11 protein-coding genes are annotated in these 12,261 nt (G+C 65.6%); 3 read left to right on the top strand and 8 right to left on the bottom strand.

The features are described 5' to 3' along the window. Positions 1-28: 28 nt before the first annotated feature. From INQ40_RS05825 to INQ40_RS05795, 7 genes are read right to left on the bottom strand one after another with little or no spacing between them, the layout of a single operon-like run. Positions 29-1,195 carry an FAD:protein FMN transferase gene (locus INQ40_RS05825; protein WP_228482141.1) on the bottom strand — a complete coding sequence of 389 codons (1,167 nt, stop codon included), beginning with the start codon at positions 1,193-1,195 and terminating at the stop codon, positions 29-31. Continuing rightward, positions 1,077-1,736 (bottom strand): nitrous oxide reductase accessory protein NosL, encoded by a 660-nt coding sequence (locus tag INQ40_RS05820; protein WP_194342210.1) that lies wholly within the window; start codon positions 1,734-1,736, stop codon positions 1,077-1,079. The genes INQ40_RS05825 and INQ40_RS05820 overlap by 119 nt, the downstream gene beginning before the upstream one ends. After that, complete coding sequence (locus INQ40_RS05815; protein ID WP_194342209.1) at positions 1,733-2,557, bottom strand: ABC transporter permease; 825 nt, start codon at positions 2,555-2,557, stop codon at positions 1,733-1,735. Before INQ40_RS05815 ends, INQ40_RS05820 begins: the two co-directional genes overlap by 4 nt. Beyond that, positions 2,554-3,477, bottom strand: coding sequence for an ABC transporter ATP-binding protein (locus INQ40_RS05810; RefSeq protein ID WP_194342208.1), 924 nt, complete (start codon positions 3,475-3,477; stop codon positions 2,554-2,556). Before INQ40_RS05810 ends, INQ40_RS05815 begins: the two co-directional genes overlap by 4 nt. Further along, positions 3,474-4,796 carry a nitrous oxide reductase family maturation protein NosD gene (locus INQ40_RS05805; RefSeq protein WP_194342207.1) on the bottom strand — a complete coding sequence of 441 codons (1,323 nt, stop codon included), beginning with the start codon at positions 4,794-4,796 and terminating at the stop codon, positions 3,474-3,476. Before INQ40_RS05805 ends, INQ40_RS05810 begins: the two co-directional genes overlap by 4 nt. 25 nt (positions 4,797-4,821) lie before the next feature. Beyond that, a complete protein-coding gene (gene nosZ, locus INQ40_RS05800) occupies positions 4,822-6,813 on the bottom strand; it encodes a TAT-dependent nitrous-oxide reductase (protein ID WP_228482140.1) in 1,992 nt (663 codons plus the stop codon). Positions 6,814-6,865: 52 nt separating this feature from the next. After that, positions 6,866-9,127 carry a NosR/NirI family protein gene (locus tag INQ40_RS05795; RefSeq protein ID WP_194342206.1) on the bottom strand — a complete coding sequence of 754 codons (2,262 nt, stop codon included), beginning with the start codon at positions 9,125-9,127 and terminating at the stop codon, positions 6,866-6,868. Positions 9,128-9,246: 119 nt separating this feature from the next. Between INQ40_RS05795 and INQ40_RS05790 the strand changes: the two genes are divergently transcribed. The 3 genes from INQ40_RS05790 (at position 9,247) to INQ40_RS05780 (ending at position 11,697) form a co-directional block, all read left to right on the top strand. Next, positions 9,247-10,302, top strand: coding sequence for a ferritin family protein (locus tag INQ40_RS05790; protein ID WP_194342205.1), 1,056 nt, complete (start codon positions 9,247-9,249; stop codon positions 10,300-10,302). A gap of 140 nt (positions 10,303-10,442) precedes the next feature. Continuing rightward, a complete protein-coding gene (gene azu, locus INQ40_RS05785; protein WP_194342204.1) occupies positions 10,443-11,045 on the top strand; it encodes an azurin in 603 nt (200 codons plus the stop codon). Between the two features lie 172 nt (positions 11,046-11,217). Beyond that, positions 11,218-11,697, top strand: a complete 480-nt coding sequence (locus tag INQ40_RS05780) for a pyridoxamine 5'-phosphate oxidase family protein (RefSeq protein ID WP_194342203.1) — start codon at positions 11,218-11,220, stop codon at positions 11,695-11,697. A gap of 104 nt (positions 11,698-11,801) precedes the next feature. Here INQ40_RS05780 and INQ40_RS05775 read toward each other — a convergent pair whose 3' ends face one another. Then, a complete protein-coding gene (locus INQ40_RS05775; RefSeq protein ID WP_193986973.1) occupies positions 11,802-12,146 on the bottom strand; it encodes a PRC-barrel domain-containing protein in 345 nt (114 codons plus the stop codon). Positions 12,147-12,261: the final 115 nt, after the last annotated feature.

Raw genomic sequence — 12,261 nt, 5'->3', positions numbered from 1 at the left:
TGAGTTTCTCCTGCCGTTTCGGCCCACGTCATGCGTGTCCGATCCGCCCGCCATCAGGCCCGGTCACGCGACCGGCCTTGTCGACGAACCACGCGCGCGCCAGCGGGTACTCGGACAGCAACGGGCTCCGGTTCGCCGGCGGCACGATCGACAGCGTCGTGGAAAGCCCGTCCGCCAGTGTCGCGCGCGGGGCGGTGACGGAAACGGATCGATAGTGGTTGGCGCTGCGGCCGCTGTGCGGATCCATCAGGTGATGTACCCGGGGATCGGTGCCGAAGCGCGTGCCGTAGCCGCCGGAGGTTGCCAGCGCCGGGCTCTGACCTTGATCACTGCCGAGCCGCAGCTCGAACAGGCTGCGGTCCGGGTTGGCCGGGTCGGCCACCGCAGCGCGCCATGGCTGTCCATCCGGACCCCGCCCCAGCGCACGCCCTTCCCCAAGGTCAATCAACACGTTGCCAAAGCCATTGGCCAGCAACAGGTCGGCCACCCGGTCGGTGACAAACCCCTGCGCCACGCCGTTGAGGGTGATGGCCGCTCCTGGCCTTCCCAGGCGGATCCGTCGCCGGCCCACTTCGACATCGGCGAAACCGATGCGTTGGCGTGCCTGTGCAATGGCGTCCGCGGACGGGCCGGACGGCGATGCACCCGGCTTGGCAAAATGCGCAAAGTACAGGCTCAGCAGCGGCTGGACGGTGGGGTCGAAGGCACCATGGCTCGTCTGCGCCAGGGAAAGGCTGAAGGACACGAGCTCGACCAGTTCGGACGGCGGCTCCGCGAGCACGCCCGTGGCGTTGAGGCGTGACAGGGCGGAATCGGGGCGATACAGGCTGAACACCGATTCAAGCCGGTCAATTTCGGCCACGCACTGCTCGATCATGGCCTGCGCCAGTGGGCGGTCAGGATGGACCAGCGTCATCGACGCCAGCGCTCCCATCGCCGAGCCCTTCCAGACGACGGGCGACGGCGACGGCGACGAGTTCCCGCCCGCCAGTGCCAGCCGAACCGGCATCGAACCCATCGCGGCACAGGTGGCGGCAATCGTGAGAAAACGTCGGCGATTCACCATGGGGATGTCCTCAATGCTCAGGATGCGTCGGGTGCGCGTGCGCTTCCGCCGCGTCGTGGCCGTCAGCGCCGTGCATCTCAACCTCGTGGCCGTCAACGGCGCGATCCTTGCCGGCCGGATCGGGTTCATGCCCATCCATGCCGGGCATGGGGGATGAGAGGTCCACGGGCCCGAGCACGTAGGCATCGGGAATGTCGCCGAGGCGGGCGATGCTGCCGCCGTGCTTGGCGCGGAACGCCTCCGCCGCGGCTTCGGTCGAGAATGGCACAGCTTCGTTCGCGCCCATTCCGCCGCGCATGGCGCTGTCGAGAACGAACCACGCCGCGTTCGCATCGATCCAGGTGCCTGCTTCAGGCTCATCCCAGTGTTGCGCCTTGCCCATGTCGTTGACGTAGACGGCGGCAACATCCTTGGCCTCCTCGGGCAGGCGCAGGAACGCGATCGTGTCGCGCACCGACGAGAACCACAGCGGATCCGTGCGGCTGGCAAGGTGGATCTGGCCCTTCGGTCCCTCGTGATCGGCCAGCAGCATGCCGCAGTAATGCCCGGTCGCCTCGTCGGAGACCTCGGCGGGCGCCGGCGGCGGCACGTCGGGCGCGGCCTTGTTGCACCCTGCCAACATCAGGATGGCCAGGCCGATCGCGGCCCACGTTGTCCGACCGAATGTCATACCGATTTCCTCCTGAAGGCCAGCACGGCCAGCGCCAGCGGCGCCACGACCCAGGCGGCCAGCACCGCAAACAGCACGCCCGGGGACAGGGTGGCCGCGTTGCCGGGACCGGCCAGACCACTATAGATGGCCACGCCGTCGTTCGCGGTCATGTTGAATATCCGGTAGACGTCCGCCGGATTGAGCAGCAGCACCAGGTCCAGCGCGCCTTGGGTTACGTGCTTGCCCTGGTCGGCGACCAGGATGCCCAGCAGCGCGGTGTCGTAAAGCAGCACGAAGAACAGCCAGATTCCGACGGCCAGGCCCGCGGCGGTGGCGCGCTCGCGCACGATGGCGCTCGCCAGCACCCCCATCGATACGAACGCGGCCCCGAGCATGATCGAGGTCAGCACCATCCCGACGAAGGCGCCCCACGCCGGTGCGCCGATTTCGCTCTTGAGCGACAACGCGCCGGCCGCGACCCCGTAGCCGAGCAGCGTGGCGATCCCCAAAATGCAGATCTGTCCCAGCGCCTTGCCGAGGATGACCTCCCATCGCGAAACGGGGTAGGACAACAGCAGCATCAGGGTCCCGCGCTCCTGCTCGCCCACGATTGCATCAAACGACAACAGCAGCGCGATCAGCGGCACCAGGAAGATCGTCAGGCTGGCCAGACTGACCACGACCACCGCCAGCGGGTCGGCCTTGACGACGCCGGTCGGCGCGCTGCCCAGCAACACCAGCGACAGCGCGAGTGCGGCCAGCAGGAGCGTGGTGGCCACCACCCAGCGGTTGCGGAATCCGGCGCGTATTTCCTGCATTGCGAGCTTGAAGACGTTCATGCCGCGCTCGCCTCCTGCTGGACCAGCCGCCGGTACAGGTCCTCCAGCCCGGCGGTCACGGTGCGGATGTCCTCCACCGACTCGCCCAGCGATGCCAGGGCGCGCAGCGCCGCCATCTTGTCCGCGGCCGGCACGCCGAGCATGAGGGTGTCTTCGGTGCGGTCGGTGCATCGGATCCCGGGCGGAAGTGCGGCCAGCAGACGTTCCGTTTCGCAGTTGCGCACGCGCACCCGCAGCCCGACGTCCGGCACCACGCCCTGGCGCAAGTCCTCCAGTGTGCCTGCCGCCAGGAGATTGCCGCGATGCATGACCGCGACCCGGTCCACGCGGTTCTCGACTTCAGCCAACGCATGGGTACTGACCAGCACCGTCGCACCGCTGCCGCGGAGCATGTCGATCGTGTTGAACACATCAATCCGCGACGCCGGGTCCAGGCCACTGGTCGGCTCGTCGAACAGCAACAGGCGGGGCTCGCCGATCAAGGCCTGGGCGATGCCCAGGCGCTGGCGCATCCCCTTGGAGTAGGTCGACACGCGGCGGCCGGCGGCATCGGCGATGCCGACCAGCGCCAGCAATTCGCGGTTGCGCTTTGTCGAATGGCCCTTCAGCCCCGCATAGAAGGTCATCAACTCGTTGCCGGTCATGGCGCCGTGGAAGGCGACATTTTCGGGCAGGAAGCCCAGCGCGCGCCGGGCTTCCGCGCCCTGCGCGCCAGCCGGATCGATGCCCGACACGCGCACGGCGCCTTCCTCGGGGCGGATCAGCCCAAGAAGCAGCTTGATCAGCGTGGTCTTGCCCGCGCCGTTGTGACCCACCAGCGCGGTGGCCTCGCCCGGGTGCAGCGCCAGGTTCACATCGCGCACCGCGACCACGTTGCCATAGCGTTTGGTCACGCCATCCCACTGGGCAATCGCGCTCATGACGCGTCCGCCCGGGTCATCTGTGGCGGCCGCATGAGTGGCGCGCTGTCCACGACCCCACCGGGATAAAGCGCGGGAAAACGCGCCTGTGCCCAGCGGATCATCTGCACCGCCGGGCTGCTGACCAGCACCTTGGCCTGGGGCAGCGTCCACAGGATCTCGTCCATCACGTCATTGGGCCGATACGGTCGATCGGCGATGCCGTCGCCATCCAGGTCGTAGGCCGGATTGTCGCTCCAGTAGTTGCCGCGACCTTCCGAAGCCCAGTCCACGTAGCGCGTTCCCACGTACTTGACCTGCATCCGGTTGGCGACGAACGCGTTGCCGGTCATGACGTTGCCCTCGGAGCCGGCAGTGAAGTGGATGCCGATGGGGCACCCTTCAAACCAGTTCTCGACGATCCGGTTGACGTTCGCATTGTAGACAAAGGCGCATTTCTCCCCGCCGCCGCGGACGGTATTGCCGACCACCTGCGAGGCGTTGGTTGAATTGAGCATGAGACCGTGGTCGCGGTCGTTTTCGGAGACGTTGTTGCGGATCTCCAGGCGTTCGGAATACATGATCGCCCAGCCCACGTGGTTGCCGCGGGAGCGGTTGCCAATGATCCGGCTGTCGTGGGTGTACATGTAATGGATCGCAAAGCGCAGGTCCGAAAACGTATTGTTTTCAAAGGTGTTGTGCTTGCTGACCTTGACGAAAATGCCGTCGCGGCCATGGCTGATGGTGTTGCGAATCACCTTGGCATCAGGGGCGTTCCAGATCGACACGCCGTTGCCGGCCTCCGCCAGGCGAAGGTCCTTGCGTCCGGTGATGACGTTGTCCTGCACGATCGAACCCGCGGCGCCGTGCAGATAGACGCCGAACAGGTTGTCAACCAGATGGTTGTCCCGGATGTCGGCGCGCGGAGCGGATTCCTTGACCAGGATCGCCGAATCCATGGCTGGCACGTCCAGCCCGGAGCCGGTGATCTCCATCCCGCGGATCTGCACCTCCGGCGCGGTCACGGTCACAACGCTGCCCAAACCGGGCCCCGTCAGGACGGCTCCGGGCTCACCGACCAGCGACAGCGTGCGGTCGATGAGCAGCGGGCCGGCATGGCGCCCCGCCGCCAGACGGATGGTGTCGCCGGACGCCGCAGCCTCGATAATCGGCTGCAGCGACGTTCCGGGCTGCACCCGCAGTTCAGCTGTGTAGCCGGCCGGCGCCCACACCAGGGCACCGGCCGCCACGGCAACGCACGCCAACGCGTGCGCGGCGGCGGCGGCCTTGACGGGAAAGCCGACCCAGCCCAACGGGCGCCATGGCCCGAACCGGCCCATTGGCCGCCTCTCCCTCGGCAACCGTCTAGGCCTCGACCAGCATCCGCCCCTTCATTTCCATATGCAGGGCATGGCAGAACCACTGGCAGTAGTACCAGTACACGCCGGGGCGATCAGCGGTGAAGGTGACCGACGCGGTTGCCTGCGGCGCGACTTCCATGGCCACGCCGTAGTTGACCACCGTGAAGCCGTGGGTCAGATCCTCGACCGTGTCCTTGTTGGTCACGTAAACCGTGACCTCATCGCCACGCTTGACCTTGAAATCGGTGAGGCTGAAGGTCGGCGCTACCGAGGTCATGTAGACGCGGACCTTGTTGCCGTCACGGATCACGTCGGCGGCTGCATCCAGGTCGACACCGTCGGCCTCAGCCTGCTTGCGCGCGTCTTCCCAGGTTACGTCGCCACGGTCCCAGACATTGACCGGGTTGATCTTGGAGCGGTGGATGATCTCCAGGTCGTGCGGTTCGGCGAACGACGGGCCATCGTGCACCAGGATCATCTCGTCACCGGAGATGTCGATCAGCTGGTCATTCTCGGGCTTCAGCGGCCCGACGTTGAGGAACCGGTCCTTGGAGAACTTGTTCAAGGACATCAGCCACTTGCCGTCGGCTTCCTTGCTCTCCCCCATCGAGGTGTGGTTGTGGCCCGGCTGGTAGTGCACGTCGAGCTTCTGGATGATCGGCTCGACATCCTCGCCATTGAACTTGGCAACGGCCTTGGCGATGTCCCACTTGACGATCTGGCTGTCGATGAACAGCGTGGTGTAGGCATTGCCACGGCCATCAAACGCCGTGTGCAGCGGCCCCAGGCCCAGTTCGGGCTCGGCCACGACGGCGTCGCGCGGCTTGATCGTGCCGGCAAAGACCTCAGGGAACTTGCGCACGTCGAACACGGTGCAGGTCGGCGAGAGCTTGCCGTTGACCACGACGTGGATGCCGTCGGGCGCGGTGTTGATGCCGTGCGGGCTGTTCGGTACCGGGATGTAGCGCGTGTACGGCGAATTGGCTTCCTTGCGGCCGTCCAGCACCGGTACGCCGCTGATCATCTCGGCCTTGCCGTCCTTGACCGCTGCCTCGATCGCCTTGAGGTCGAAAACCGTTACCCAGTCCTGCTCCGCTGCGGTCATCTCCGCCAGGGTCACGCCTTCCTCGGAGTTGTAGCAGGTGGAGAACGCGTACAGGCCCTGATAGTCGCAGTCCACGTTGTCCAGGTTGCCGCTGACGATGATCTGCCAGGCCACCTCCATCGTATCGCCGTCAACCGCGGTGAAGATGCAGCGGTACTCGGACGGATCGTCCAGGTTCATGCCGTTGTTGGGAATCGGCACCGCGTCCTCACCGTTGCAGAAGACGTATCCCGTCTTGGGATACTTCTGCAGGCGCAAGCCATGCACGGTGTGCTGGTTGGGCAGCTCGATGATCTTGTCGCACTTCATGACATCGCAGCGGATGCGCGCGACGCGGGTGTTGGCCTTGTCGTTCATGAACAGGTAACGGCCGTCGTGGGCGCCATCGGTGAACGACAGGTGCGGGTGATGCAGGTCGCCGTTGATGTAGGTGCCGCCGCGGCTTTCCAGGTACTTCTTCGTCTCCGGCGTGAGCCCTTCGGTCAGGATCTTGAGGCTTTCGTTGGTCTGTCCCCAGCCGGTTGCGCTGCAGCGGTTGAACACCGGGACCCGCATAAGCACGCGCATCGACGGGATGCCCAGGATGCGCATCTCCCCGCTCTGACCGCCAGACAGGAAGCCGTAGTACTCGTCCAGCTCGCCCGGAGCGATGTGCGTCTTGGCGAACGCATCCGACGTTGCGTTCTTGCCCGCAGGCGGCGAACCGGCCGGAACCGCGCCACCGGCGGCTGGAGTCGCGGTCCTGTCACCACAGCCGGACAGGAAGCCGGTTGCCGCAACGCCGGCGGTCAACGCCATGACGCCGCCCGTCAATACGGCTCGGCGGCCGGAATCGGGCATACCGGCCTTGTCGACTGGCTCGGTCTTGGGTTTGCTCTTGTCGTCAATCACGTTGGTCTTCTCCATTTGAAGCGGTAGCGGGATGGATGCAGGTGGCGAGGGGTCAGGACGCCGGATCGGGTTGTGGCTCGGGACCGTCCTTGTCCGGCAGGACGGCAATCGGAATGCGCTGGGCAAACGCCTCACGCTTCTCGCGCTTCAGTCTGCGCTGGATCTTGACCGGGCACTTCTGTTCGCTGTGGTAGAGCACCTGGCAGTGCAGGCACTGGATGCATTCATTCGGGTTGATGTGCCCTTCCGGATGGATCGCCTCCACCGGGCATTCCTTGAAACAGCGCATGCACGGGTTGCCGCACTCGCGGTAGCGCTTCAGCCAGTTGAACATCCGCATGCGGCCGGGAATCGCCAGCGCGGCGCCCAGCGGGCACATGTAACGGCAGAAGAAGCGCTCGACAAACAGCCCGGCAACGATCAGCGAGACCGCGAACAGCACGAACCACCACTCGCGCAGGAAGTGCAGGATGATCGCCGTCTTGAACGGTTCCACCTCGGCCAGTTGCTCGGCGAAGGCAAGCGACCCCAGCGACACCGCAAACAGCGCCAGGAAGATGATGTATTTGATCGGCCACAGACGTTCGTGGATGGCCCAGGGGATCTTGAGTTGCGGCACCTTCAGCGCCTTGGCGATGCGGTTGCTCAGCTCCTGCAACGCGCCGAAGGGACACAGCCACCCGCAGAACGCACCGCGTCCCCAGAACAGCAGCGATACTGCCACCGAGCACCACAGGATGAAGATCAGCGGATCAATCAGGAACGAGGACCAGTTGAAGCCGGACCGCAGTGAGCTGGCAAAGGTCAGCACGTTGACCACCGACAGCTGCGCCTGAGCCACCCAGCCCAGCCAGAACAGTGTGGTCGCCAGATAGGCCAGGCGCACGCGATCGAACAGCTTCTCGTGCTTGACCAGTGCATCCTGGAAGAAAAATATCAGGGTCAGCACGCCAAGCATGATCCCCAGCATTGCAATGGCAACGACCTTGCTCTGCCAGACCCGCTTCCACAGCGGGTCGTCATCACCCTCATCGACCATCCACTGGCTCGCATCCGCCGGGCCGGCCTGCCCAGGCTGCGCTCCGGGCGCGCTGGCGCCAGCGGCGACTGCGGCAGTCGCTGCGCCTTCGCCCGACGCGGGTGCCGCCGACTGTGTGTAGCGAGCCGGGATCGTATAGGGGAGGTCAAAGGACTCGAAGACCTTCGTCAGCGCACCGGTGGAGCGCTGCACCAGCAACTGCAGGCGCCAGGGTGCCGCCGGATCGAACTCGCTGCCCTCCGGGATGACAAAGATGCCGATTTCCTTGAGTGGCGGCGCGCCGTCCGCGGCGATGGCACCCACGCGCCGGTGAAACTGGTCGCGGAAGCGGATCGTCTCGGCGCCCTGGACGAGCTCGATACGGTCGAAGATGCCGCCGCGCACGTATCCCGAACCCTTGAACGAATAGATGCCGTCGCCGGCAACCAGGATCGCCTGCTGATCTGGGGATAACATCTGCTGCATGCTGGCGTATTCGCTCTCGCCCAGCAGGCTGCGACCGATCGCCGGCTGCGAAACCAGCGCCACGTACAGATCGATGAACGGGTCATCGTCCCCGCCCGCCTGCGGGAACCGCGCCGCGGCGGGATCACCGCCCTCCAGGAACTTGCGGTTGACGTCGCCCACCGTCAGATGAAGGTGCTTGACGCCGCCCTCCTCCAGCAGACCCTGCCAGCTGGTGATCTCGCCGGCGCCGGTGTCGATGGAACGCGCAGCCGCCTGATTCACCGCGCCGCCCTCGCCGCCCAAGCCGAGCAGCCGCGCCACCCGCACCGCCGACCGGGTGATGCTCTCGCCCATGACCAACGCCGTCACGGTGGCGCCACTGACCAGGTTGACCTTTGGCGGACCGCTGCCCTCGGCTGCCGCCTTGAGCGGGTTGTAGCCGATGAAGGCCGACATGTAATCGATGACGCGCTTTTCGGGAATGCCGATCAGCACGATCGGCTCGCTGTGCGCCACCATTTTTATGCCGACGATGGTTCCGGCGGTGTCCAGCCCGACCATGATGTGGATCGGCTTGCTGGAATACCCGTCCGCGTTGACGTACTGGGAGTTCAGGTAGGCGTAACCGACCAGCTGGTCGCCGCGGAACACCTGCGCTACGGGCGGAGACTGCTGGGTGGGACCGAACCGGTCGGCTCCGGGCACCACCTCGCCGGGCGAGACCTGGCTGGCGAATGTATCGAAGGTCGCGGGCTGGGCGCTGGCCGGAAACCAGGGAGCGGCGGCGAGCAGCACAAGGGCAAGGACGACCGACCAGGACCAGGACACGCTTCTGGGATCTCTCAAAATCCAACCCCGGGATGCTTGTGGGATGATTGAATCTGCGCTGTCGCAGCCACCCTTCCGCTACAGCGTCGTTCGCGGCGAGTATATCCGAGGCACCTCCAATGCGCACCGACAACAAGACCCGAGGGTCCCTGGCGTTCGGCCAGAACACGCTCAACCGGCGCCGCGTCGGCGCCGCCGAGCACGCCCGGCGGCGGTCGCTGCTGCGCGACGACCCCGACATCGACGTGGTCGACATGCCCACCCTGGTCGGGATCGCCAAGGCCATCGAGGACGAGGCGGTCCGGCGCTACGGCTTCCTGGCCGACCTGATGGAGAGCCGCGGCGAACTGTCGACCGCCGCAGCGTTCCGCGTGATGCAGGAGGAGGAGCAGAGCCACGTCAAAGCCGTTGATCGGTGGGCGACGTCGGTCGGCGAGCCGTCAGTGTCGGCCGAGGATTTTGCCTGGCAGTTGCCAGCCGACCTCTCCAGCTCCTGGGACGAGGTTGCCGGGAGCGCGTTGTTGACCCCGTATCGCGCGTTTGCGCTGGCGGTCGAGAACGAGGAACGCGCGTTCTCCTTCTACGCCTACCTCGCCGCGCATGCGGAAAATGAGCAGATCCGCGCCGAAGCCGAAAAGCTGGGCGGCGAGGAACTCCGGCATGCCGCGTTGCTGCGCAAGTGGCGCCGCCGCGCCTACCACCGCGAACGGCGCGCCGTTCGCCCCGAGCCGGTGGAAATCGATTCCTTGGACGCGTTCCATCGTGTCCTGGCCGACCACCAAGCGGCGATCGCATCGGTTCATCGCGCCCTGGCACCACGCCTGAGGCACGCCGGCGACGAAGCGGGTGCGGCGTTGCTGGAGCGCTGGATTCGCGCCGCCCCGGAAGCCGCAGCCACTGATGCGCCGACCAATGCAGCGATTGAGCTGCCGGTGACTACCGAGACTGACGCGCCCCAGGAGTCGTCATCACATCCGGACGATGGCGGCAGCACGGAGCGGGAAACGCCGCGCCATCTACTGGTGGACGCGCAAAAACCGCTGGAGGCCCTCGCCGACGTGCTTGAGGACGTCATGGCGAACGCCGAAGGCGACCTGTTCGACGAGGCCGCCGCCGCGATGGGCCGCGTGGTTGAGCGGATCTCGCAGATTTCCCTGCAGATGAGCCACTGCTGACGGTCACGCCGCGCGAAAATCAGTGCCCGTTGAGCCGGCCGTGCACCGGCGCGTAAGCTGTCGGGTGGCCGGCGCCTTCACACGACGCAACACCGTGCGCGCCAACCATGTACCCATCCACCCCCCACCGGAGATTCTCCATGAACGTCAAGATCACTCTGTTGACCGCCGCCTGCGCGCTGGCGCTGGCCGCCTGCGGCGACAAATCACCGCCGGCCGCGCCTGCAGCGCCTGCGACGACCGCGCCTGCGACCACCACGCCGTCCACAACTGCCCCGGCTGAGACCGCACCGGCCGAGACCACTCCTGCTTCGACCACGCCAACCGCCGCGCCCGCGGGCGGTGCTGCGGTGGTGACCGACTGCGCCACTGAGATCGAGGGCAACGACGCGATGCAGTTCAACGTCAAGTCCATCACCGTGCCGGCGTCCTGCAGCGAGTTCAAGATCACGTTGAAGCACACCGGCAAGATGCCGGTCGCGGCGATGGGTCACAACGTGGTCATCACCACGCTGGACGACATGAAGAAGGTCGCCGCTGACGGCATGGGCGCCGGCATCGAGAACGATTACGTGAAGCCGGGCGACGATCGCGTCATCGCCCACACCAAGCTGATCGGCGGCGGCGAGTCCACTTCGGTGAGCTTTGATGTGAGCAAGATCAAGGGCAACGGCCCGTACGAGTTCTTCTGCAGCTTCCCGGGCCATTCGGCGCTGATGAAGGGCACCATCGCGGTCGAGTAATACCTGCGCGGCAGTCAAGCTGCAGCAGCGCGGAAGGCAGGGGTCGCAAAGCCCCTGCCTTTTTTCATGGCGTTCTCAGGCGGGTGCACGTGCGTTCCGGTGCATCGCCGTCGTTCTCGCGGCGCTGACAGCCCGCCTGATTCAATGACGATCCCTCCCACAGGAATCTCCCATGGCTGACGCGAAAGAACTCGAACAGAAATTCTGGAAGGCGCTCAGGAGCGACCGGACGGTGATGCTCGCCACCGATACGGTTCCGCCCAGGCCGATGACGGGAATCGCGGAGGATGAACGCTCCCCGCTGTGGTTCTTCACCTCCAGCCAGACCGATTTCGGCATGGCGCTGGAAGGCCGCACGGCGCAGCACGCGACGGGCACCCTGACGGCCAAGAACCACGAGGTGTTCGCCTCGTTTTCCGGCAACGTGGTGATCGACAATGACCGCGCGGTGATCGAACGACTGTGGAATCCGTTTGTCGGCGCGTGGTTCGAGGGCAAGGACGATCCGAAGCTTCGCCTGGTCCGCATGGATCTGGACAGTGCCCACGTGTGGCTCAACGAGCACACCATGGTCGCTGGCGTGAAGCTGCTGCTGGGCATCGACCCCAAGGAAAGTTACAAGGCCAAGGCAGGCGACGTCGACCTAGGCTGACGGGCGGGCGAACCCCGCGGTGTGCCGTTCGGTTCTGCGCCCACTACCTCCGATGAAAACAAAAGGCCGGCAAATACCGGCCTTTTGTCCTTCGAATGCGGCGATCATCCGGGGCGGTAGTAACGCCCGATCTGCTCACTGAAGGTCGGGTCGCTGAAGTCCGGCCAGTCGCTCTTGTCGAAGCCCGGTGCATCCTTCAGCTTTTCCTTGGGCACATTCAGGATCAGGCATTTGTTCTCATGATCCACTCGCAGCGATTGCCACGGCACGGCAAAAAGCTTCTCGCCCAGCCCCATGATCCCGCCGAAGGCGACGACGGCGTAGCTGATGGAGCCGGACCCCAGGTCGATCATCAGCTCCTTCAGGTCGCCGAGTGACTCACCCTGCGGGTTCCTGATGTCGTCACCGATGAGGCTGGTTGCGGACAGGTGTCGATTGGTATTGACCATGTCGTTTCTCCTTCAATTGGTGGACGCGATGTAGCGACAACCACCCTGCCCGACCAGTCGTGACAGCCGCGGCCAGATGACCTCGCGCACGCAGCTTTCATTCATCTTGGGCGCC

This window comes from Lysobacter sp. H21R4 (genome assembly GCF_015277535.1).
GTDB lineage: Bacteria > Pseudomonadota > Gammaproteobacteria > Xanthomonadales > Xanthomonadaceae > Novilysobacter > Novilysobacter ciconiae.
Note: the sequence above shows the minus strand (reverse complement) of the source record. Positions and strands in the feature narration are given on the sequence as shown.